A 21,126-nucleotide genomic window follows, 5' to 3' on the forward strand; every position below is an offset into this window, starting at 1 on the left:
CAACGTTAGACCAAAATACGCCAAACGATGGCACGCCGGCGATGCTCACCGCACTCTGCCGCGCCGTTTGGGCATAATACCGCGATTTTTGCGAACCGTCTCTCACATCCGCCCGACTTTTTCCTCGTCGCGCGGTTTTATGGTCAAACTGAGGCCCCGCAGGTCAATATTACCATTGCCACGACCATTACCGTATCTGCCCGTTATCAACGCCGCGCCGAAGGCCCCGCCTCGGTCCCAGCGATTCGGGTGCGGAAGAACTGGTCCACCGCCTCCGCCATGGTCGCGGCGGTCTTGGCCCGCCAGGCATCCGAGGTCAACAGCTTCAGATCCTGCTTGTTGGTCATATAGCCGAGTTCGATCAGCACCGATGGCACGTCTGGCGCCTTGAGTACGACAAAGCCCGCCGACTTGAGCGGCTTCTTGTGCAGGCGGACGGCATTGCGCATCTCGCCGATCAGCAGCCGGGCGAAGGCATGGGAAAACGTCTTGGTCTCGCGATGCGCCAGATCGAGCAGGATGTCGGCGACATCGCCCGGCTCCTTGCCAAGATCGATGCCGGCGATCTGATCCGAACGGTTTTCGTCTTCGGCGAGCTTGGCGGCTTCCGCGTCCGACGCGGTATCGGACAATGTATAGATCGTCGCTCCCTGCACAGCGCCTCCCGACTTCGGCAGCGCATCGGCGTGAATCGAAACGAAAAGCTGCGCCTGGCGGTTGCGGGCGAATTTCACGCGATCGATCAGTGGAATGAAGGTGTCGTCGGTGCGGGTCATGACCACGCGATAACGTCCGCTCTTTTCAAGCTGATCGCGCAGCACGGTCGAGAAGCCGAGCACCACATCCTTTTCCAGGATCTCGCCGCCGCCGGCCTTGGTGCCGGTATCGGGCCCGCCATGCCCAGGATCGATCACAATCAAAGGCCGCACATCGCCGGACGGCTTGTCCGCAACCACCGTATCGATGCTTTTGCGAATGGCTTCATTGGCCCGAACCGCCGTGCGGTCGAGCGCCAGATGCCGCATGAAGGCTTCGCGGTCGGTCGCGGTCAGATCAAGCACCAGCCGCGCCGGCTGGCCGTCCTTGGCCTCCAGCACCTGCGCCTTCTCGATCCGCACCGGCTTGGTGACGTCAATGACGATGCGCGAGCCGCCGGCCATCACGAGGCCGAACCGATAAGCCTTGATCAGCCCCCGCCCCGCATCGCCCGATTTCGGCGGAAGCTGGAAGATGGTCTGCGGGATATCGACAACCACCCGATAGGGATCAGCCAGCGTGAAGGCGCGGACGCCAAGATTCTGCGTCACGTCCATGATCAGGCGGGTCGATTGATCGTCGCCGGCGACGCGAATGTCGGTCGCAACGGGAAGTGCCGCCGGAGCCTGGGCGCGGCTTTGCGCCAGCACGGGCGAAGCGCCCGCCAGTGTCAGCAACGCGGCAGCAAGAATGGTCGTCCGCCAGCGGCCGGTCACGATTTGCCCCTCCCGCTTCATCCATAACGCTTAAGGAGCAGACGGTTAACGACTTGTTACGGGCTTCGGTTCGATCCCAAAAAGGTGTGGCGGCCGGGAGACGCTAAAAAGGGGTGGATGCTGGGCCGTTCGGCCAATCCGGTCCGTGGTCACCAAAGCCAAAGACCCGGGCCGGGGCTGATTTTCATGACGCTCCTCAAGCACTCTTTGTTTTTTTCCGAGCGCGGGCGGCCTGCGCCGACGTATTCAGTGTGACAGCGGCGCGAATGAGCGTCTTCAACGCCTTCTCATTGATCTTGTCGCCCTCATGGATATCGATGGCGCGCCTGACATTGCCGTCGAGGCTGGAGTTGAAAAGACCTGAAGGGTCATCCAGCGACGCACCGTTTGTGAAAGTCAGCTTCACTTTGTCCTTGTAGGTCTCGCCGGTGCAGACGATTCCGTCGTGTGACCAGACCGGAACGCCGGCGGGATTGGATGGCTTTCGCCATTTCACCTCCTCGGCGATGTCAGGATCGGCCTGCTTGATCAGCGCACGAACCCGCGCGAGTGTCTCGCCGCGCCAGTCACCGAGCGCCGCGATTTTCGCATCGATGAGGCGGGAGGGACAGTCTCCTGCTTTTTCTTTCTTCGGGGCGGTTTTGCTCTTCTTCATGGGTGCCGTTGCATTCTTCATTGTGGACGTCATTAGCTCGAGTCGAACTCACTCAATCGGCACATAGCCGGTCGGGCTGAGTCTTGTGATCTCCGCGTAGCGGCGGCGAAGATACGCCAGCACGCGCTGATCGATCTCAACGTCTTCCAAGGGTGCAGGGCTAGCGGAATTCCTTTCGAATGGCCTGTAGACGGCGACGGTGTGAATCTCATGCAGATAAGCCCGCGCGCTATATTGGTGCTGCTCGGTCTCAAACTCATAGACGAGATAATTGTAGTCCTGCTCCAGACTGTTGCCGTCCCAAAGTTGCTCGCAGTTGTGCGTGATCCGCACCGGCGAGATCGGGTCTTCATCATCCAGTCTGAATTCTGCCATTGGCGCGCTGACTCCAACAATTGCTATTGCTGATAAATCCCTCGACCTAATGAACGGCCGTGGATATCCGCTATTGCCGAGACGGTCACTCGGTTTGGCCGAACTTGGACAGCCAAGTGCGCAGGGTGACGAAGAAATTGTCGCGCGCAAAGCGTTCAATCCAGGGCGAGTGGCCGCATTTATCGAATTCGCGATATTCAAGCTCGGAAAGATGAGGCATGAGGCTGTCCCGAATCATTTTTCCCGGATGCGGATCGTATGAACCGTGCAGCATGAGGACGGGCGAAGTGATGACCGCGAACGCCGCCGGATAAACGCCTTCGTGCTGCAGCCGTATCATGTCTTCCCAAGTCTGCAGATGGGCGGCCTTGTCAAGAGAGTCGTCAATGCTCTGCGTGATTGTTTCCAAAGGCGCGAAATCGTAAAGGCTCTCCCCGCGCGCGAGTCTGGCTTCGAGCGTTGCCGCTAACTTTGCTCGTGCAACAACATCAAAAGTGCCGCATCCGATGAGCGCGATCGGCCCAATAGTTTCCGGATGTGCGGCTGCATAGGCAAGCGCCAGCATCGCTCCCCAGGACTCGCCGACCAAGGCTGGCCGTTCACCGCCGGCGCGCGCAACGATTATGTCGTGAAGATCGGCAATGTGAGTTGAGACGGAAAGCGGATCTCCGCCACTGCCGCGCTGAAAAGGTTCCAACACGCGGAAAGTGTCCGCCAGCTCTTGAGCTATCGGCGTTGCATTGCCTGTGGCCGCCGGACCGCCGTGCAAGACGACAGTCAGAGGGCCGCCGGCCCCATAACTGCGAACGCGAAGGTCGCCTACCAACTCTAGTTTCGTTTTTTCTTCGATTGAACGTTCCTTCCCTCAATGGTGCGACGGAATGGCGTGGATGTCCGCTGATCGCCGGGGAGCGGATATTAGATGATGCCATGTTTCCTGAGCACCGCCTGCTCGTCGCCCGAGACCCATCCAAACACTTTTGGTTCGGAATTCAGCTGCTGAACAAAGTAGTGAACCTCGAAGTCTATTGCGGTGTCTTGCTGATCTTCGCGTGCGTATGTTGCCGTCCACGCGGCATGCGCAACGCAATGGTGTCGATCGATGGTCGAAATGCGAAGCCTCCGAAGCCGCATGTCCTTCATTCCCATGGCGCGATAGCGCTCATACCCCTTCGCCATGACTTGCTTGAGTTGCTCGTCGTTCTTTCCGCCGACGACTCGCGCAGGCGTGGCGGCTATGAAGTCGGACGCGTAGAGTGATGCCGCTTCATTCATGTCCAAGTCGCCGCGAAGACCACTTCTGAAGACCTGCTCATAGCGCTCGAAAAACCTTCTCACGCCTGTTTCCATCACCTTTTCTCCAGTCGTGACGACCTCGGCTCACATCACGTACGCACCTCGCCACGTCCCGCTCACATGCGTTCGCCGGGCAATTGGCTCGCCTGCTTCACCCAATCGACGAACTGCGCGTCGTCGAGCTGGCCCTCGTAGATGTCGAGGTAGCGCACGTCCTTATGCTTGGATTCACCGGGCGGCACAGGTCGCAGTGACGCGCCGCGGAAGAAAGCTACCTTGATGTATTTCGTGAAGCAGTGAAGGCTGAGGAACCAGACATTGTCTTCGACGCCATAGAACGGCGAATTCCATTTGACCGCCTTGCGCACACCGGGAACGGTGCGCACGATCAGCGCGTCGAGACGGCGCCCGACATCTCTTTTCCAGCCCGGCATGGCCGCGATATAGGCCTGCACAGGTCCGTCGCCATAACCTTTCGCGATCTGCGGATTGCCGCCTGAAAGCAGGACCGGACTTTTGGAGTCGCGGGATTGCGGCTTCGACGCCGCCTTGCGCGGCTTGACCGCTTTGGCAGCCACCGGTTTAACGGCGGCCTTCTTTGCGGCCTTCGTTGACCTGACGGATGTCTTGCCCACCATTGTTCGCTCCTAACCGCCGGCACCTCGCGCGCTGCGCCGCTTTGCGGCATACGGCAATATGAACATGTACAGACCGCTGAACAGCAGCAGAAACAACGGGAGGAGTGGCGAATAGACCACCCATGCGGGTGGTTCTCCCCATCCCATGGCCACGAAGTTGGCGATGACTGTTGCCGTAAAGGCGATCGACAGCCAGCGGTGGATTTGTCGAACCCAGTTGTTCCAAGTCAATGTGATCTCCTTAAGCTGAAGCGTGGGGTTGGTTAGGCGCACTCGGATCGGCGCTTCGCGCCGTCCGGGCACAGGCTCCACGCCGCCCCCCCACCGTCGGGACTGGCAACAAATTCAGCCGGTGGGTTACGCGCCTTTGGCGCTAACCCACTCCACAAGTTCTTACTCTGCTCGCATCAAGACCTGCTCCAGCTTTTCAAAGAACTGCTGCCAGCCGTGCCTGGCGCCGCCGTAAGCCTGTTTCTGATCCGGCCGGAAGCCCACCTGCTCCATGCGCAGATGTGTCCCGGTGCGCGTTGGCGTGAGCGTGAAGGTCACCACACTCCGCAGATCGTAGGCTGCATCGTCGTGCGCAAAATTCCACGTATAGGACAGCGTTCGGTTCGGCTCGATGGCGAGGACCTCGCAATCCAGCACGCCGCCCCACTCTCCGCGCAGATTGAAACGGTGACCCACCACCGGCTTGAAGTCGTTCTTCATCAGCCATTCCTCGATCAGGTGCGGTTGCGTGAGCGCGCGCCAGATCTTTTCCGGCGGATGCGGAATCTCGCGTTCGACAACGACGGAGCGCGTTTCGGCCGATGTTTCGGTCATTGGTCCATCCTTTTGAGCAGGGATTCGAGGTCGTCGAACCGGCTTTGCCAATAGCCGGTCATCTGGCTGGTCCAGTCGATCAGCGGAGCAAGCGCTGCGAGCTGCGCGCTGTAATGCGTCTGGCGGCCTTCATGACGGTCGCGCACCAGGCCGGCCTGCCTCAGAACCCCCAGATGCTTGGAGACGGCCGGTTGCGAGACCCCGGCCCGCGCCGTCAGGGCCGCAACGGTCTGCTCGCCTTCGCGGCACAATCGCTCGAAGAGCGCCCGCCGCGTCGGATCGGCGAGCGTTCTGAACAGCACATCGTGGGCGTTGGGCATTTTTGATCGATAACTCGCTGGTTATTGATAGACCTATAACCACCGAGATATGAATCAGTCAAGCGTGACCGTGAGTAGCGAGTATGCCGCAAGGGGTCTCAATCGCCGTCAGCTGATCCGTTGCAAATCCGGCTCAGTCGCTCCGCCTTGGCGAGATACTCCCTTCCCATCGCGCGAAATAAGTCAGCCAGCGCCAGGTTCTCCGGACGCATGGCTTCCAAGAACGCTCTACGGGCCAGCCGGCGCAATTCATCTGCATAGGCTGCAGCAGCCTCTTTTCGCTTCATTTCCGCTGGATGTCTGAGCCGGCGCAGCAATGTAGCTGGCACGCCGAAGGCGCCGGTGGTGCTATGTGAGCATACCGTTCCCTGTACAGAAAAAAGCCCGGCGCGCGGGACACCACGCTCTCACCCGTTAAAAACGCAGGGACCGGTTTGGCGCGTCACCACTCACGGCTGCGGTTAATGGACGGGCCGCGCATTTTAATGCTCATTCACCACATCGACGCCCATCGCATCGCGCCACCGGAACGTTGCCCGGCATTTCTTTTTGAACTTGTATGAGAGCGAACCGAAACGAGATCGACGAGTGTCGGCGTCACGAATTGGAATACCGCCACATGGCAGAGCAGACCGGCGATGAGGATCAACGTCTGCGACTACTTCGGCTTGCGGATTACTGGCACCGCCGCTTGGAGCGCGCCAAGCTGCCGACCACCTGTGCTATGGGTCGACGGCAGATGCGTGGACGGTAGTCCGCGGCGGCAGGATCTATGTCCAGCGCCAATTTTTTCGCTTTTCCGGATATACGCTTTGAACCGAAACGCGGGCCGGATCGACCCATGTTCAGGATGTGATGGTCGCATCTGCAAACAGGGGACTAAACCAATGATCCGCAACACCGTTCTCGCACTTGCCGCCGGCGCCGCTCTGGTCACGGCTGCCCTCGCACCGACCGCCGCTTCGGCAGGTGGATATGGCTACGGCTATGGCTACCGCTCGTACTATGCGCCTTCGTACAACAGCTATCACTACACCCCGTCCTACAGCTACGGTTACAAGTCTTACGGTTACAAGTCCTACGGCTATAAGTCCTACGGTTACGGCTACTAATAGCCCCGCGGGCCCTTCCGCAGACGTGACCTTTAAGCGCTTTGCCGCTCGAAGCCCGGCTACCGCGAGGTGAGCCGGGCTTTTGCCCAGCCAAGCGCGTCGCAACGCTTCGACTGCCGCCCATCTCTTAAAACTGTAGGCAAGTGAAACTGAAGCGGCATCGCCGGTGTTGCTTGCTCATGCTTCCCTTTGGACGAAAAACGCGCCCCTCGCGCCGGCGCGTCGACAAACAGGCCTGGCTTGTGTTCGACGGCGACTTCGCGCTGCGGCCCTGCACCGTCATTGACATGTCCGATGATGGTGCACGGCTGAATATCGATCAGACGGACCGGCTGCCGAAGCGTTTCAGCCTCACCTTCTCGCGCGCCAGCCGCGCCGGCCGACATTGCGAGGTCCGCTGGAAACATGGACGGTCGGTCGGTGTGAAATTCGTCACCTAGCTTCTTGCATTGCCATCGGGCCTTCAGACCGCACGCGACAGTGCGGGACGATAATCCGCATTGAAAGTCGGCGGCGACGGCCGCAGCAGGTACATCACCAGCACAAACCCGACGAGCAGACCGAGCGCAACGGCGAGGATCACGTAAAGCCTTGTTTGATTCATGACGGATTGTCTTGAAGAGCATGAGGCAAGGTGCCGGGGTAACGGATGTTTCTGACGTCATTGTCCGACGTTATCGCGACAAAGACTATTTTCGATGACACGCGGAAGACTTTGTTAACCGCTTGAACCGGGACGAAAGCGTCGCCCCGATTCGTTCTTCTGGAACGGAGCGCGAACGCTATGCCCGCAAGACACGTTTACCCGCAGTGCATGTTTACAAGGCATGGTCTCGCCGTCGTGATCGCGCGTGTTGTTATTTTCGCTTCTTGGCTTTCGCCTTGCGCGTCGTTGTTCGCCGCTTCGTGGCTTTCCGCTTCTTGGCCTTGCGCGTGCTGCGCGTCTCATCCTGGCTGAGAACAGACGCCGCAAGCTGCATAACTTCGCGCTGCGTCGCCTTTGCACCCTGCAAGACGCGCGAGGCGATTTTCGACAATGCACCGCTTGATTGCCTTGCCATGATGCCTCCTTCAGCAAATGGGCTCCGTTTGCAACTCCCGCGCGCTATGGAACTTCCGACACTGGATAAAGTTCCGCGCACAACACAAGGATTGGAATGCAGAAGGTCATTTCAGATCTGTGGAACGGACGAACACCGCTGCCGCGCGCCTTCTGGGAATATGCGATCTGCTATGGGACGCTGCTGAATCTCGTGACCACATTCGCGTCATTGGCGGCGCTGTCGATGGGCGCGGCAGGTCTCGTCGCGCTCGCGCTTCACTTCATGCCACTTCCCTACAATCTTTTCGCCGTTGTCGCAGTGTGGCGCAGCGCCGGCCATTATCGCGGATCTGCAAGCTGGGCTCTGCTGTCCCGCATCGGCGTCATCGTGTGGGCATTGATCGCCAGCGTTGCATGATTGTGGATCCGTGCGCGACTTCATCGCGCCAATGGCTGAGCGGGTGCGTCAATGACCGAGTTAATCAGTGACACCCGCCACGGCGTAGTCTGTGCTCAGTTGCACAACACCTTGCCGATGATGTGGGTGAGATCCTTTTGCAAACGCTCGCTATAGACGCAGCGCCCCGTGGCAAACAAAAACCCCCGGCGCTCATCGCGCACGGGGGCTTCGTTAACTGCAGACTGAAAGCGATCAGTCCTTGAGATCGGCCGGCACCTTGCCACCATTCTCGGCCAGCTTTTTCATCACGTGCTTGTGCAGCCAGATGTTCATCTTGGCGGAGTCATTCATGTCACCGGTATATTTAAGTTCCTTGGCGAGTTCCTGACGGGCCTTGAGGCTTGAATCGAGGTCAAGGACCTTCATCAGGTCGACGATCGACTTCTTCCAGTCGAGCTTCTCTTTTTTCTTGGCCGCCATTTCCGATACGACCTTCTCGACATCGACCTCCGACATGGTCCCGCCACCAGCCGCGCCTGTCGTCGCGCCGCTATCGGCCGGCGCCGCAGCCGAACCGGTACTCGCGGCCGAAGTGCTGGAGCCGAAAATCGTCGACATAATCTTCCCGAAAATACTCATCTTGTTCTCTCCTGCTTGCCGTCGCCTCCGAACACCGATTCTCTCATCGAGCAAGCGCCCCAGGCACGTGTTCAGTGTAACTCAATTTTGGCGGAAATCGTCGCATCATCGCCCGGTTTTCGCCGTTCCCTCATATGACGCGATCAATACATCGGGATGACGTGCAGGCTCCTCCGGATACCTGCGGCGGCGCCGATGAAGCAGAAAATCTCGTAAAAAGAATGGGTTAACCCATAAAATGATGGCTGCGGTGCGCACTGCTCACTTGCTATCCATGCATCCGCGTCTTAATAAGAGTCTGCTTATGGTTTGCACAGTTCCGGTTCGTGCCGCGTTCAGGCACCCGGCACGCCCGTCTCGGAGAGGCTCCGGCAAGAGGTCCGGACGCAGAGGTGGCGGGCGTAAGGGTCCCAAACCGACCCCCTGCCACGTTGCAGGCGGCGGATGACCCGACCAGCCGGTGTCGAGAAAATTTGTATCTTGGGATTCAGTATTGGATCGCAAGGACGACCGGAAGGGGCGCCAAAGTCAGGCGCCATGCAGAAACCCTGAGCGAAGGACTAAACCGCGGCCGCGCGTCAACGCGAAGGGCCGCCCCGCCACGGGTATTGAAGTGATGGCGCAGGTGGAAGCCAGGATCGGTTCTCTAGAAAGCGGACATGTCCGCGAGACCGGACCGCGCACGACTTCAGCATCCAAACATTCAGTCACACCATTGTCCCCTCGCCCGCGCCACGTTCCGATTCTCCAGGCTAGCCTGCTGCATGCCAGCACGCATCGGCCCTGGACGTTGACGCACGCGGCGCCGCCCGGGGCCCAGAGAACATTCGATGTCCAACAAAATGCTGATCGACGCGACCCATCCGGAAGAAACCCGGGTGGTCGTCCTGCGCGGCAACCGTGTCGAGGAGTTCGACTTTGAAAGCGCAAGCCGCAAGCAGCTTCGCGGCAATATCTATCTCGCCAAAGTCACCCGTGTAGAGCCCTCGCTGCAGGCGGCCTTCGTCGACTACGGCGGTAACCGTCACGGCTTCCTGGCCTTTTCGGAAATCCATCCCGACTATTACCAGATCCCGGTCGCCGACCGGCAGGCGCTGCTGGAAGACGAGCGTCGCTCGCACACCGACGACGAAGACGACAATGGCGGCGCCCAGAGCAAAGGCGAGCGGCGCGGTGGACGCCGCGGCCGTCACAGCCGTCGCGGTTCCAATCGCAATCGCAACCGCGATGTCGTGCGCAGCGATGTCATCGAAGGACAGACGGAAACGCCGGTCATCGACAAGGAAGCGCCGCACCATTCGTTCGAGGGCGATGCGCCAGAACAGGTGCTGAATGATAACGGCGACCAGTTCACACAGCAGGAATATTCCCGCGAGGCTGGTGAGACCGTCGCCGAAGCCACGTCAGGCGAACCGCAGCCGCAGGACGTCACACCACAGGTGTCCGAAGAGCCGGTGACGCCGCAAACATCCGAGCAGCCGGAAGCGAAAGAACCATCCAGCGAAGCCTCGGAAGCGAGCGTCGCTCCGGAAGCGAGCCCCGCCAGCGCCGCGGCCGTGGAATATGATGCGGGCGTTCCGGTTGAATCCGTTTCGGCGGCGTACGACAATGACGATGCCGACAATGACAATGCCGACAAAACGGCTGAAGACGCACCGGGCATTGCGGCCGACGCCAGCACTGACGACGAGCATGGCGCAGACGATCATGCCAGCGACGATCGCAGCACCGATCATGAAGATCGCAGCACCGATCATAATGGTGACGATGAAAACGACGACGACGATGGTGAGGAATCGGAAGAGTCGGACGAGGAAGAAGTCGTCGAATCGGTCGGTGGCGATGCCATCGAAGAGGTGATGGAGCGCGCTCCGCGCTATCGCCGCCATTACAAGATCCAGGAAGTCATCAAGCGCCGCCAGGTGATGCTGGTGCAGGTGGTGAAGGAAGAGCGCGGCACCAAGGGCGCTGCGCTGACCACCTACCTCTCACTCGCCGGCCGTTACTCGGTGTTGATGCCCAACACCGCGCGTGGCGGCGGCATCTCCCGCAAGGTCACCAATGCGGAAGACCGCAAGCACATGAAGGAAATCGCCGAGGCGCTTGAGGTGCCGGAGGGCATGGGCGTGATCCTGCGCACCGCCGGCGCGGCCCGCACCAAGATCGAGATCAAGCGCGACTTCGAATATCTGTTGCGGCTGTGGGAAACGGTGCGCGACCTGACGCTGAAATCCACCGCCCCCACCCTCGTTTACGAGGAAGGCTCGCTGGTCAAGCGCGCAATCCGCGACCTCTATCACAAAGACATTGAAGAGATCGTGGTTGAAGGCGAAGCCGCCTATCGCGAGGCCAAAGACTTCATGCGCATGCTCATGCCGAGCGCGGTGAAGAGCGTTGTGCCCTACAGCGATGCGCAGCCGATCTTCACCCGTTACGGTATCGAGTCGCAGCTCGATGCGATGTTCCAGCCGACCGTGCAGCTCAAGTCGGGCGGCTATATCGTCATCAACCAGACCGAAGCTTTGGTTGCGATCGACGTGAATTCAGGACGCGCCACGCGCGAGCATTCGATCGAGGACACGGCGACCAAGACCAATTCCGAAGCGGCGGTCGAAATCGCACGGCAGCTCCGGTTGCGCGACCTTGCCGGCCTGATCGTGATCGACTTCATCGACATGGACGAAGGCCGCAACAACCGGTCGGTCGAACGCAAGCTCAAAGACGCGCTGAAGAGCGACCGCGCCCGTATCCAGGTCGGCCGCATCTCGCATTTCGGCCTGATGGAAATGTCGCGCCAGCGCATCCGCTCGTCGGTGCTGGAGAGTTCGACCGAAACCTGCCCGCATTGCGGCGGTACCGGCCATGTCCGCGCCGTCTCGTCGGTGGCGTTGCAGCTCGTGCGCGGCGTCGAAGAGACGCTGCTCAAGGGCGCAACTCACAATCTCATCGTGCGCTCGCGCTCCGACGTCGCGATCTACGTGCTCAACCACAAGCGCGCGCATCTGCGCATGCTGGAAGAGCGCTTCAAGATCACGATCGCGGTGACGGTCGATCCGACGCTGACCGGACACCCCTCCTTCGCCATCGATCGCGGCGAGCAGGTGATGTCGATGGATCAGGCCAAGGCCATCGCTGCGACCATCAAGCCGGATTCGATTCCGGTTTATGCCGAGGACGAGGATATCGAGGTGGTCGAGGATGAAGTCCTCGACGAACTCGAAGCCGAAGGCGAAGAAACCGCGGAGGCGCAGGAGCAGCAGGAACCGACCGGCCGCCGCAAGCGTCGCCGTGGACGCCGCGGCCGCGGTCGCGATGGCGAAGGCCGTGAACAGGCGGAAGCGTCCGCCGTGCCGTCCGAAGGCGATGAGATCGCGGCGGGTGAAGCCGTTTCTTCCGACGGCGAAGCTGCAGCCGAGGATGCCACCGCATCCGCTGACGGCGATAGCGAAGGCGACAGGCGACGCCGCCGGCGCGGCCGCCGGGGTGGACGCCGCAATCGCCGTGATCGCGATGGTCAGCCTGACGACGCAACTGGTGATGAAGCGTCTGGTGAGGACGTTGCCCGCGACGACATTGCCGCAAAGCATGACGAGCCGGTCGACAAAGAGGCGGTGCAGGATGCGGTTCTTGCCATCGAAAACACTGGCTCCTCTCCGCAGGACGAACCGCAGCCACTGATCGCTGAAACACCGGCTGCCGAACCCGCCCCCGCTTCTCAGGCCTTCGAGGCACCGCAGGCACCGGCCGAACGCGAACAGCCCGTTGTTCGGCGCCGCTCGACGGTTCGCGAAGCGCCACCGGTGTATTCTTCGAACGGAGAAGCAGCGCCGACCTATGCGCCGCCGGCTCCGCCGCCCACATCGGCTCCGGTTGAATCTGCCGAGCCTGCTGCCGAGACGGCGACGCAGGAGAAGCCGCGGCGGTTTGGCTGGTGGTCAAAGCGTATCTGACATGAACATCAAAGGCAGGCTGTGCAAACAGCCTGCTTTTTTTTAACCGGCCCTGCGTTTGTTAGAGCCGCGACCAGCGTAGACTTGCCCGTGGCCAAGCTCATGCAGGCCGCTTAAAACCGAACAGATCAGTCGGAGCAAGCCATGAAAAGCGCGTGGGTCGAACGCGACGCGCAGGTCACCGTCGCGCATTACGCCAAGGCGGGCATTGCGCCTGATCTCGCGCTCCGCGTTTACACCACACGCCTGCTCGGCCGCGATCCAAAGCTTGTCCTGCATGGTGGCGGCAATACTTCGGTTAAAATGCGCCTGCGCGACCTGAACGGGGACGACACCGAGGTCCTGTGTGTGAAAGGCTCGGGCTGGGACATGGGCAACATCGAACCGGCGGGCCTGCCGGCGGTGCGGCTCGAAAATTTGCGCAAGCTGCGCATGCGCGATGCCTTGTCCGACGAGGACATGGTGAAAGTGCAGCGCGCCAACCTGATCGATCCGACGTCGCCCAACCCGTCCGTCGAAACGCTGCTGCACACGTTTCTCCCACACACCTTCATCGACCACACGCATTCCACCGCCGTGCTCGGCATCGTCGATCAGCCCAACAGCCGCGACTTGTGCGAGGAGATCTATAACGGCCGCATGGGCTTCGTGCGCTATGTCATGCCGGGCTTTGGCCTCGCCAAGGAAGCGGGTGAGGTGTTCGATAAAAACCCGAAGGTCGAAGGCCTGATCCTCGACAAGCACGGCATCTTCACCTTCGGCGACGACGCGCGGCAGGCTTACGAGCGCATGATCGACATGGTCACGCTTGCCGAGGAACGGCTGCGGAAGAATCGCAAGTCCGTATTCGTCACCGCGCAATTGCCGCAGAGCGCCGGCGCGCTGTCCGAGATCGCACCGATCCTTCGCGGTGCGGTCGCCCTGCCCGATGCAAAGATCGAGGGCGCGTGGAAGCGGCTGGTGTTCGATTTCCGCACGAGCGATGCGATCCGCAATTTCGTCGATGGCGCCGATGTGCAGCGCTACGCGCGCGTCGGCGTCATCACGCCCGACCACACCATCCGCACTAAGAACTGGCCGATGATCGTGCCGGCTCCCGACGGCGGCAAGCTCGCCGATTTCAAGCAGGCGGCCAAGATTGCTGCAGGCGAATTCATCGACCATTACAAGGCGTACTTCGCCCGCAACAATGATCGCGCCGGCGGCACCAAGACGATGCTCGATCCGGCGCCGCGCGTTATCCTCGTGCCGGGCCTCGGCCTGTTCGGCCTTGGCCGCTCGAAGAAAGCGGCGAAGGTCGCCGCCGATCTCGCCGAGGCTGCGGTCGAAGGGATCACCGATGCTGAAGCGATCGGCCGCTTCTCCCCGATCGGCGAAGAGGACATGTTCGACATGGAATACTGGTCGCTGGAACAGGCCAAGCTCGGCGGCGCCAAAGAACCGCCGCTCGCCGGCCAGATCGCGGTGATCACGGGAGGCGCCGGTGCCATCGGCTTTGCGACGGCGAAAGCTTTTGCTGCGGCTGGCGCGGAAGTCGCCCTGCTCGATCTCGATGGCGATGCAGCCCAAGACAAGGCCAAGGCAATCGACGGCGCGGCGCTCGGTCTTCCCTGCGATGTGACCGACGATGCGTCGGTCCGCGCGGCGTTCGACATGATCGCCGAGACTTTCGGCGGTGTCGACATCGTCGTGTCGAATGCCGGCGGGGCCTGGCAAGGCCGCATCGGCGAGGTCAATGACGAAACACTGCGCAAGAGTTTCGAACTGAACTTCTTCTCGCATCAGCGCGTGGCACAGAATGCCGTGCGTATCATGCTGGCGCAGGGCACCGGCGGGTGCCTGCTCTTCAATACATCGAAACAGGCGATCAATCCGGGGCCGAATTTCGGTCCCTATGGTTTGCCGAAAGCCGCCACCCTGTTTCTCGCCCGCCAATACGCACTCGATTACGGCGCCGACGGCATTCGTGCCAATGCCGTGAATGCCGACCGTATCCGCTCCGGCCTGCTCAACGAGGAAATGATTGCCTCACGCGCGCAGGCGCGGGGCCTTTCCGAGAAGGATTATATGTCCGGCAATCTCCTCCAGCGGGAAGTGACTGCCGACGATGTGGCGCAAGCGTTCCTGCATCAGGCGCTGGCGCTGAAGACCACCGCCGATGTGACCACCGTTGACGGCGGCAATATCGCGGCGGCCTTGCGGTAAATTCTTCTCGCCGGGTCGCTTGGCGCAGCAAGCCCGTCCAAGATCGCCTGAACAATAGGATGGCGCCACTCTTTCATGCCCCATCCCCTCGCCTTAAGTTAATGCTTTAGCAATGTGGAGGCATCGCCATGGCCCAGGCCGTACGACAGCAAACCGAGCCGCAATTCGTCGAGGCGACGCTCAATTACATGCTCAACAACGGGGAGAAGATCTTCACCCAAACCATGAGCGAAGGCGGCGCGGCCGACACCCGGGCTGGCGGTACGCAGGATCCACACCCGGTCACCATCCGCAACGGCCGGCCGCTGGCAAACGAATTCTCGCTCGATCGCGAGGGCTTCCGGTTTGTCGATCACGATACGAAGGTCAAGGATTTCTTCGACGAGAACGAAATCCGGCAGGTCTATTATCCCGAGATGGAAGCGCTGATCAAAGCGCAGAGCGGCGCAAAACGCGTCGTGGTCTTCGATCATACCTTGCGCACCGCAGACGAGGCAGAGCGCGAGGCGCGCAAGATCCGCGAGGTCGTGCCACGGGTGCACAACGACTATACGGAATGGTCAGGTCCCCAGCGCGTGCGCGATATCCTGCCGGATGAGGCGGAGGACCTCCTCTCCCGCCGCTTTGCCATCATCCAGGTCTGGCGGCCAATCCGCCTTCCGGTGGAGAGCTTTCCGCTGGCCATGTGCGACGCGCGCAGCATCTCGCCGGACGATCTGATCATCTCCGAACGGCGTTATCCGAACCGCATCGGCCAAACCTATGCGATCACCTACAATCCGGCGCACCAATGGTATTGGTTCCCGCTGATGCGGCGCGACGAGGCGATCGTGTTCAAGGTCTATGATTCGCTGAAGGACGGCCGCGCCCGCTGGAGCGCGCATACGGCCTTTGACGACCCAAGCGCGCCGCCGAATGCGCGACCGCGCGAGAGCATCGAGATCCGGACGCTGGCGTTTTTCTGATTCCAATATTCTCCCGTTCGGCTCCGAAGGACCAAAGCGAACGGAGAATACTCTTTCCCTGATGCAATCAGCGCGACACGCTGAATGTGTAGCGACAGGCTGCGATTTTTCAGATCGTTGACTCTGCGCGCAAGCACTGAAATCTTGCGCATAACGGCGCCTCGACGCGCCGGCTGATAATATTTTTCAGGCGAGGACATCATGATCCGGATACTAGATCACGATGATTTTGCATCTAATCGATCCAAAATCATAAACGTGATCGATTCTCAAAAGTCAGAGCATGATATCGTCCGAAGACCGCTTCGCACTTTTCGGTATCATGCTCTGGGCCTTTCGGCCGGTCTTATCGTTGCAACATCTCTCACTGCCGCACACGCGCAAACTTCGCCAGCGCAATCCTGTGAAAGTCTGCAAGGCCGGACGATCGCCCGAACGCAGATCGGGCTTCCTGCCGGTAACCCAACAATCGTTTCAGCCACAACAACGACGATGCCGGCGACCATGTCTGGGCCGGAGCCCACAGTCGCGTTCTGCAAGTTGCTTGGCGCGATTGCGCCTCTCGATCCCAACGCGCCGCCCATCCGATTCCAGATCAACCTGCCCGCGCAATGGAACGGACGCGCCGTGCAATATGGCGGAGGCGGCTTTAACGGCGTGCTCATCACCGGCCTTGCCCCGTTACGCGACGCTCCTCTCGACCTGCCACCGCCGGTCGCGCGCGGTTTCATGACGTACGGCACCGATTCGGGGCATGACAATGCGAAGCAGAAAGAAATCCAGGAATTCGCGCTAAACGACGAAGCGCTCGAAAACTTCGCGCATGCTGCCTATAAGAAAGTGCGCGATGTCGCGGTTGAGGTCGCCCGGCTGCATTATGGCCGGGCACCCGAAAAGCTCTATTTCTACGGCGGGTCCGAAGGCGGGCGTGAAGGCCTGACGATGGCACAGCGCTACCCCGCCGACTTCGACGGCATCGTCAGTGTCGTGCCTGTAATCAACTGGGTGGGACTGCAATTCTCGGGGGCACGCACGGGTCTCACGCAAATGGATGGCGGTTGGCTCAATCCGGCCAAGGTCAAGCTCCTGCATGAGGCCGTGCTCGCCGCCTGTGACGCCAGCGACGGGCTCAAGGACGGGATTGTCAGCCGCTACGAGACCTGCGCGAAAGTGATGAGCCCGAAGAACCTGCGCTGCCCCGACGGCAAGGACACCGGCGACACCTGTTTGTCCGATGCGCAGATCAACACTGTCGAGACCGTGCGCACGCGCTTCGAATTTCCATTCCCCCTCGCCAACGGGATCACATCCTATCCCGGCTGGAACTACGGCGGTGAGGATCAAGTAGACGGCATGACGTATTGGATGACCGGTCCGAAGCCACCCCAGCACCCACTCCCCTCCACCGTCGCCGAACAAGGCCGCATCTGGTACTACGGCTCGGGCATGCTGCGCTATTTCATCGCCCGTGATCCTTCAAAAGACCCGCGCGATATCACCCCTGCGGCCTACAAAGACCAGGTGTTGAAAATCTCAGCCCTGATGGATTCGACTAATCCCGATCTGTCCGCCTTCGCACGCCGCGGCGGCAAGTTGATCCTCAAGGAGAACATGGCCGATCTGGCGCAAAGCCCGAATGCCGGCGTGGACTACTACAAAAGCGTCGTTGCCAAGATGGGTCAGCCCGAGGTCGACCACTTCATGCGCTTTTATGTGACACCCGGCGCCAATCATGCGGGCGGCGGCAACGGCGCAAATGGCGCGCCGCTGGCCCGTGGCGTCGATCTGCTTGCGACGATCGATCAATGGGTTTTGAAGAACGAGCCGCCGTCCAGGCTCGTGCAAGTGGCGCAGGAGACAAAAGCCCCCTTTGCGACGATTGCGGCACGGCCGATGTGCCGATATCCAGCTTGGCCGCAATACAAAGGATCAGGCGATCCAAAAGACGCTGATAGCTTCACCTGCGCCACCGAATAGGCAGCGCAGGAAGCTACATGCCGTGGTGATCTAAAACTCTTCCCACTGATCTCGTGCAACCGCGGTCGCAAGGGCCGACTGCATCTGCCGCGCATTGCCACGCACGACCGGCGCGGCCCGCCGCACCGTCGGCGTTGCGCGTGACCGGACCGGAGCTGCGACCACAGGCGCTGGCTCGGCCTGCATATCCTCCTCGGCTTCTTCCATATAACCGTCGCCGTCGCGCAACCGGAAAGCCGCAACGCGGCCATCCAGCGCCGTGGACTGATGTTCCAGCGTCTTCGCCGTCGCCGCATTTTCCTCGACCAGTGCCGAGTTCTGCTGCGTCGCCTCATCCATCTGATTCAGCGCCCGGTTGATCTGATCGATTCCCGACGCCTGCTCGGCGGACGCATGCGCGATATCGGCAACAATCGCCGCGACCTGATTGAGAGATGACAGGATATCCTTCAGCGAGTCGCCGGCGCGGTTGACGAGCTGCACGCCCTCACCGACCTGATTGGATGAATTGACAATCAGGTCCTTGATGTCCTTCGCGGCCTGTGACGAACGCTGAGCGAGGCTGCGCACTTCGGACGCGACAACCGCGAAACCACGGCCCGCTTCGCCGGCGCGCGCGGCTTCAACCGCGGCATTGAGCGCGAGAAGGTTGGTCTGCCGCGCGATTTCGTCGATGACCGAGATGATGTCGGAAATCTTGCGCGAGGAATCCTCGATCCGCGACATCGCCGCAACCGCCTGTGACACAACTTCGCCGCCGCGATCGGCAACCTGCCGCGTTCCGCGCATCAGGCCGTCGGCATGCTGCGCATTCTCGGCATTCTTGCGAACCGTGGCCGAAATCTCTTCCATTGACGCAGAGGTCTGCTCGAGGCTCGCCGCCTGCTCTTCCGTGCGCTGCGACAGATCGGTGGTGCTGGTGGAAATTTCCGCCGAGGCGTTAGATACCTCGCGGGTCGATTCGACGATCGCGGTCAGCGTGTCCTGCAACTGGCCGATCGCGCCGTTAAAGTCGTCACGGATCTTCTGATATTCGTCCGCCCAGTTGTCGTGGACGCGATAGGTCAGATCGCCCTGCGCGAGGCGTTCGAGGCCGCGGCCAAGACCATCAACCACTTCCGCAACCTGACGTGCGGCTTCCGCACGCGCCGCGTCGTTGCGCTCGCGTTCCTCTTCGGCGGCACGCCGCGATTCCGCAGCCTCGACTTCAAGCCGCTCCTTCTCGATCGCCGCATCGCGGAAGACCAGGACAGAACGCGCCATCTCGCCGAGTTCGTCTTTGTCCTTCACGGCGGGAACGGCGACGTCATTCTGCCCGCTGGCCAGCATCTGCATGGTGTTGCGCAAGGCGACCAGGCGACGAACGATGTTGCGCTGAACGTAGAAGACCGCGATCGCACCGGCAGCCAGGAGGCTGATGCCGGCAATGGCGAGCAGCAGCCAGCGGCTCATTTCGAGCTGACTGACAAGACGGTCGATGCCGGCCGTCATGCCGCTCTTGGTCTCGCCGACCAGCTTTGACACGGCCTGATCGAGCTGCTTCTGCACCTTGACGTTTTCGTCGATCGCGCGCGCCGCACCGGCATTGACGTTCAATTCCTGAGAGCGGAGCGTGAAAATGCCATCGTTGCTACGACCAAATTCCAGAAGCGTATCGATATCCTTGGTCACCTCGGCATTGCGCACGGCCTGGGCGGCCTGCATCAGCAGCAAGCTCGACATCGTGAACTGATCGACCAGCGGCTGCATGCCGTTTTGCTCGCGCACGGCGGCGCCGGCGCTGAGCAGGCTGACGACCTGATGGGTCTGGGCCTTCAGTTCCAGCGCATTGCGGAGCGCATTCAGATGCGTATTGCCGGTGCCTTCGGCACGGTTGAGCGCGTCAAGATAGGCCTTGTCGGCGATCGGGGTGATGATGTCGGTGAGCTTGGTATGTAGCTTGTGCAGTGCTTCGATCTTGCGCTCGATCTGGGCGCGCAAATTCGATCGCGACACCATCACGGTGTCGAGCTCCGACAGATTGTTTTCCAGCAACCGTGATGCCATGTCGACCGCGCTGAAGGCCTCCTTGCTGGTGCCCTGCCGGACCTTGTCGATCAATGCACGCATCTGCATGCTGCGATCGTCGATCTGCGAAGCGATAATGCGCTGATCGCGAACGGTCGTGGCGCTCACAAAGCGTGCAGCGGCCGCGGATATTTCACCCGACATCACAGAGAGGCCTTGCGCCTCGGTCATCAGCGGCACTTCACGATGCGCGATCTGCTGGACGTCGCCTTCGGTGCTCCAGAAGGAAAAAATCGAAACAGCACAGGCAATCACCGTCATCAACGCCGCTGCACCAAATGCAAGCTGCAGCCTTGAGCCAATGCCTGAACGAAACAGCGATCGAAAAACCTTAATGGGATTGAGCCAAGAAATTGCTGACTTCAGCGCGCCCAGAGCTTTCATTCTAACCCCCAAGCCGGATTCTCCGGCCGCCCCGATATGGACAGACACAGTCGCCCTTTCGACGGTGTCTCATTCACCTCATACAGCCGGAAGCCTTCCGGCTGTATCAACCAAACGTTGCGGGAACTCTGAACGCTTGTGGTAAATCGAGTCCTAACAAGGTATGACGTTCCGGCATTATTATGGTTTTTTATTATCTGATAATTCGTCCGGTTATGACCCAGCGTCAGGTAGCGGCTCATCCTGTTCGGCCTGAAGAAGGTGGTTGATATTGATCATCGCGATCATACCGCCTTCGATGGTCAGGAGACCTGACAGAAACTCGGTCCGGCTGTTGCGGCTGACCTGCGGCACTGGTTGCATCTGCGATGTTTCGAATGCGACGATATCGAGCACGCGATCGGCCAAGAGCCCGACCTGCTGATCCTCGATCTGAACGATGATGACGACATGCAGCGGCGTCGCCTCGGTCAAGCCGCCGCCGAACCGGCAACGCAGATCGATGATCGGCACCATTACGCCGCGCAGATTGAGCACGCCACGCACGAATTCTGGCTGCTTGGGCAAATGGCTGATCTCGGACCAGCCCTTGATCTCGCGCACCGCCATGATGTCGACGCCGTATTGCTCGTCGCCGATGGCAAAGCTGATCAGTTCTTCCTGCACACCGGTCTGTGTCCGTGCAGCAGAATGCGAACCGGAAACGTCAAGCGCAAGCGTCATTGAAAGATCCCGTATCGAAAGCAGCGTGAATTCGGTGCGAGACCCTGCCAAACAAGTCTTAAGATCGACCTAAGTAACCTG

At 60.5% G+C, this 21,126-nt stretch carries 22 protein-coding genes; 7 read left to right on the plus strand and 15 right to left on the minus strand.

Annotated features, from left to right (window positions below; genetic code table 11):
• Positions 1–206: 206 nt before the first annotated feature.
• The 10 genes from CAK95_RS25065 to CAK95_RS25110 form a co-directional block, all read right to left on the minus strand.
• Complete coding sequence (locus tag CAK95_RS25065) at positions 207–1,493, minus strand: N-acetylmuramoyl-L-alanine amidase (protein WP_086090391.1); 1,287 nt, start codon at positions 1,491–1,493, stop codon at positions 207–209.
• Between the two features lie 175 nt (positions 1,494–1,668).
• On the minus strand, positions 1,669–2,148 hold the full coding sequence (locus CAK95_RS25070; RefSeq protein WP_086090392.1) for a DUF1801 domain-containing protein: 480 nt from the start codon (positions 2,146–2,148) through the stop codon (positions 1,669–1,671).
• A 27-nt stretch (positions 2,149–2,175) separates the two neighbouring features.
• Positions 2,176–2,502, minus strand: coding sequence for a hypothetical protein (locus tag CAK95_RS25075; protein WP_086090393.1), 327 nt, complete (start codon positions 2,500–2,502; stop codon positions 2,176–2,178).
• 85 nt (positions 2,503–2,587) lie between these two features.
• Entirely contained in the window at positions 2,588–3,271 is a 684-nt protein-coding gene (locus CAK95_RS25080; RefSeq protein WP_157699740.1) for an alpha/beta fold hydrolase, read from the minus strand.
• 149 nt (positions 3,272–3,420) lie between these two features.
• On the minus strand, positions 3,421–3,852 hold the full coding sequence (locus tag CAK95_RS25085; protein WP_086090395.1) for a hypothetical protein: 432 nt from the start codon (positions 3,850–3,852) through the stop codon (positions 3,421–3,423).
• A 62-nt stretch (positions 3,853–3,914) separates the two neighbouring features.
• Complete coding sequence (locus CAK95_RS25090; protein WP_086090396.1) at positions 3,915–4,436, minus strand: DUF1801 domain-containing protein; 522 nt, start codon at positions 4,434–4,436, stop codon at positions 3,915–3,917.
• A gap of 9 nt (positions 4,437–4,445) precedes the next feature.
• Positions 4,446–4,667, minus strand: a complete 222-nt coding sequence (locus CAK95_RS25095) for a hypothetical protein (RefSeq protein WP_086091650.1) — start codon at positions 4,665–4,667, stop codon at positions 4,446–4,448.
• Between the two features lie 162 nt (positions 4,668–4,829).
• Entirely contained in the window at positions 4,830–5,261 is a 432-nt protein-coding gene (locus CAK95_RS25100; protein WP_086090397.1) for an SRPBCC family protein, read from the minus strand.
• A complete protein-coding gene (locus CAK95_RS25105) occupies positions 5,258–5,581 on the minus strand; it encodes an ArsR/SmtB family transcription factor (RefSeq protein WP_086090398.1) in 324 nt (107 codons plus the stop codon). Before CAK95_RS25105 ends, CAK95_RS25100 begins: the two co-directional genes overlap by 4 nt.
• Before the next feature lie 98 nt (positions 5,582–5,679).
• Positions 5,680–5,868: a hypothetical protein gene (locus CAK95_RS25110; RefSeq protein ID WP_086090399.1), complete on the minus strand. Its 189-nt coding sequence runs from the start codon at positions 5,866–5,868 to the stop codon at positions 5,680–5,682.
• A 600-nt stretch (positions 5,869–6,468) separates the two neighbouring features.
• Between CAK95_RS25110 and CAK95_RS25115 the strand changes: the two genes are divergently transcribed.
• A complete protein-coding gene (locus CAK95_RS25115) occupies positions 6,469–6,693 on the plus strand; it encodes a hypothetical protein (protein ID WP_086090400.1) in 225 nt (74 codons plus the stop codon).
• A gap of 179 nt (positions 6,694–6,872) precedes the next feature.
• Entirely contained in the window at positions 6,873–7,133 is a 261-nt protein-coding gene (locus CAK95_RS25120; protein WP_086090401.1) for a PilZ domain-containing protein, read from the plus strand.
• Positions 7,134–7,156: 23 nt separating this feature from the next.
• Here the strand turns inward: CAK95_RS25120 and CAK95_RS29415 are convergent, their stop codons facing one another.
• Together CAK95_RS29415 and CAK95_RS25125 are read right to left on the minus strand one after the other, a co-directional pair.
• Entirely contained in the window at positions 7,157–7,297 is a 141-nt protein-coding gene (locus CAK95_RS29415; protein WP_157699741.1) for a hypothetical protein, read from the minus strand.
• Positions 7,298–7,550: 253 nt separating this feature from the next.
• Complete coding sequence (locus CAK95_RS25125; protein WP_086090402.1) at positions 7,551–7,754, minus strand: hypothetical protein; 204 nt, start codon at positions 7,752–7,754, stop codon at positions 7,551–7,553.
• 96 nt (positions 7,755–7,850) lie between these two features.
• On the opposite strand from CAK95_RS25125, the gene CAK95_RS25130 reads away from it, so the two are divergent.
• A complete protein-coding gene (locus CAK95_RS25130) occupies positions 7,851–8,153 on the plus strand; it encodes a hypothetical protein (RefSeq protein WP_086090403.1) in 303 nt (100 codons plus the stop codon).
• Between the two features lie 234 nt (positions 8,154–8,387).
• Here CAK95_RS25130 and CAK95_RS25135 read toward each other — a convergent pair whose 3' ends face one another.
• A complete protein-coding gene (locus CAK95_RS25135; RefSeq protein WP_086090404.1) occupies positions 8,388–8,774 on the minus strand; it encodes a DUF3597 domain-containing protein in 387 nt (128 codons plus the stop codon).
• Positions 8,775–9,604: 830 nt separating this feature from the next.
• On the opposite strand from CAK95_RS25135, the gene CAK95_RS25140 reads away from it, so the two are divergent.
• The 4 genes from CAK95_RS25140 to CAK95_RS25155 all read left to right on the plus strand — a co-directional run bounded on the left by CAK95_RS25140 (position 9,605) and on the right by CAK95_RS25155 (position 17,871).
• Entirely contained in the window at positions 9,605–12,724 is a 3,120-nt protein-coding gene (locus CAK95_RS25140) for an Rne/Rng family ribonuclease (RefSeq protein WP_086090405.1), read from the plus strand.
• A gap of 144 nt (positions 12,725–12,868) precedes the next feature.
• Positions 12,869–14,929: a bifunctional aldolase/short-chain dehydrogenase gene (locus CAK95_RS25145; RefSeq protein WP_086090406.1), complete on the plus strand. Its 2,061-nt coding sequence runs from the start codon at positions 12,869–12,871 to the stop codon at positions 14,927–14,929.
• A 128-nt stretch (positions 14,930–15,057) separates the two neighbouring features.
• Positions 15,058–15,894 (plus strand): CmcJ/NvfI family oxidoreductase, encoded by an 837-nt coding sequence (locus tag CAK95_RS25150; protein WP_086090407.1) that lies wholly within the window; start codon positions 15,058–15,060, stop codon positions 15,892–15,894.
• Between the two features lie 504 nt (positions 15,895–16,398).
• A complete protein-coding gene (locus CAK95_RS25155) occupies positions 16,399–17,871 on the plus strand; it encodes a tannase/feruloyl esterase family alpha/beta hydrolase (RefSeq protein WP_157699742.1) in 1,473 nt (490 codons plus the stop codon).
• Between the two features lie 30 nt (positions 17,872–17,901).
• Here CAK95_RS25155 and CAK95_RS25160 read toward each other — a convergent pair whose 3' ends face one another.
• Together CAK95_RS25160 and CAK95_RS25165 are read right to left on the minus strand one after the other, a co-directional pair.
• Positions 17,902–20,322, minus strand: coding sequence for a methyl-accepting chemotaxis protein (locus CAK95_RS25160; protein ID WP_086090409.1), 2,421 nt, complete (start codon positions 20,320–20,322; stop codon positions 17,902–17,904).
• Between the two features lie 213 nt (positions 20,323–20,535).
• Positions 20,536–21,045 (minus strand): chemotaxis protein CheW, encoded by a 510-nt coding sequence (locus tag CAK95_RS25165; protein ID WP_086090410.1) that lies wholly within the window; start codon positions 21,043–21,045, stop codon positions 20,536–20,538.
• Between the last annotated feature and the right edge of the window lie 81 nt (positions 21,046–21,126).

It is taken from the genome of Pseudorhodoplanes sinuspersici, from assembly GCF_002119765.1.
GTDB classification, from domain to species: Bacteria; Pseudomonadota; Alphaproteobacteria; order Rhizobiales; family Xanthobacteraceae; genus Pseudorhodoplanes; species Pseudorhodoplanes sinuspersici.

Excerpts from the sequence above, each read along its gene's own strand:
- CAK95_RS25065 (WP_086090391.1), bottom strand. The coding sequence starts at position 1,493 with ATGAAGCGGGAGGGGCAAATCGTGACCGGCCGCTGGCGGACGACCATT.
- CAK95_RS25070 (WP_086090392.1), bottom strand. The coding sequence starts at position 2,148 with ATGAAGAATGCAACGGCACCCATGAAGAAGAGCAAAACCGCCCCGAAG.
- CAK95_RS25075 (WP_086090393.1), bottom strand. The coding sequence starts at position 2,502 with ATGGCAGAATTCAGACTGGATGATGAAGACCCGATCTCGCCGGTGCGG.
- CAK95_RS25085 (WP_086090395.1), bottom strand. The coding sequence starts at position 3,852 with ATGGAAACAGGCGTGAGAAGGTTTTTCGAGCGCTATGAGCAGGTCTTC.
- CAK95_RS25090 (WP_086090396.1), bottom strand. The coding sequence starts at position 4,436 with ATGGTGGGCAAGACATCCGTCAGGTCAACGAAGGCCGCAAAGAAGGCC.
- CAK95_RS25100 (WP_086090397.1), bottom strand. The coding sequence starts at position 5,261 with ATGACCGAAACATCGGCCGAAACGCGCTCCGTCGTTGTCGAACGCGAG.
- CAK95_RS25105 (WP_086090398.1), bottom strand. The coding sequence starts at position 5,581 with ATGCCCAACGCCCACGATGTGCTGTTCAGAACGCTCGCCGATCCGACG.
- CAK95_RS25110 (WP_086090399.1), bottom strand. The coding sequence starts at position 5,868 with ATGAAGCGAAAAGAGGCTGCTGCAGCCTATGCAGATGAATTGCGCCGG.
- CAK95_RS25115 (WP_086090400.1), top strand. The coding sequence starts at position 6,469 with ATGATCCGCAACACCGTTCTCGCACTTGCCGCCGGCGCCGCTCTGGTC.
- CAK95_RS25120 (WP_086090401.1), top strand. The coding sequence starts at position 6,873 with ATGCTTCCCTTTGGACGAAAAACGCGCCCCTCGCGCCGGCGCGTCGAC.
- CAK95_RS29415 (WP_157699741.1), bottom strand. The coding sequence starts at position 7,297 with ATGAATCAAACAAGGCTTTACGTGATCCTCGCCGTTGCGCTCGGTCTG.
- CAK95_RS25125 (WP_086090402.1), bottom strand. The coding sequence starts at position 7,754 with ATGGCAAGGCAATCAAGCGGTGCATTGTCGAAAATCGCCTCGCGCGTC.
- CAK95_RS25130 (WP_086090403.1), top strand. The coding sequence starts at position 7,851 with ATGCAGAAGGTCATTTCAGATCTGTGGAACGGACGAACACCGCTGCCG.
- CAK95_RS25135 (WP_086090404.1), bottom strand. The coding sequence starts at position 8,774 with ATGAGTATTTTCGGGAAGATTATGTCGACGATTTTCGGCTCCAGCACT.
- CAK95_RS25140 (WP_086090405.1), top strand. The coding sequence starts at position 9,605 with ATGTCCAACAAAATGCTGATCGACGCGACCCATCCGGAAGAAACCCGG.
- CAK95_RS25145 (WP_086090406.1), top strand. The coding sequence starts at position 12,869 with ATGAAAAGCGCGTGGGTCGAACGCGACGCGCAGGTCACCGTCGCGCAT.
- CAK95_RS25150 (WP_086090407.1), top strand. The coding sequence starts at position 15,058 with ATGGCCCAGGCCGTACGACAGCAAACCGAGCCGCAATTCGTCGAGGCG.
- CAK95_RS25155 (WP_157699742.1), top strand. The coding sequence starts at position 16,399 with ATGTCTGGGCCGGAGCCCACAGTCGCGTTCTGCAAGTTGCTTGGCGCG.
- CAK95_RS25160 (WP_086090409.1), bottom strand. The coding sequence starts at position 20,322 with ATGAAAGCTCTGGGCGCGCTGAAGTCAGCAATTTCTTGGCTCAATCCC.
- CAK95_RS25165 (WP_086090410.1), bottom strand. The coding sequence starts at position 21,045 with ATGACGCTTGCGCTTGACGTTTCCGGTTCGCATTCTGCTGCACGGACA.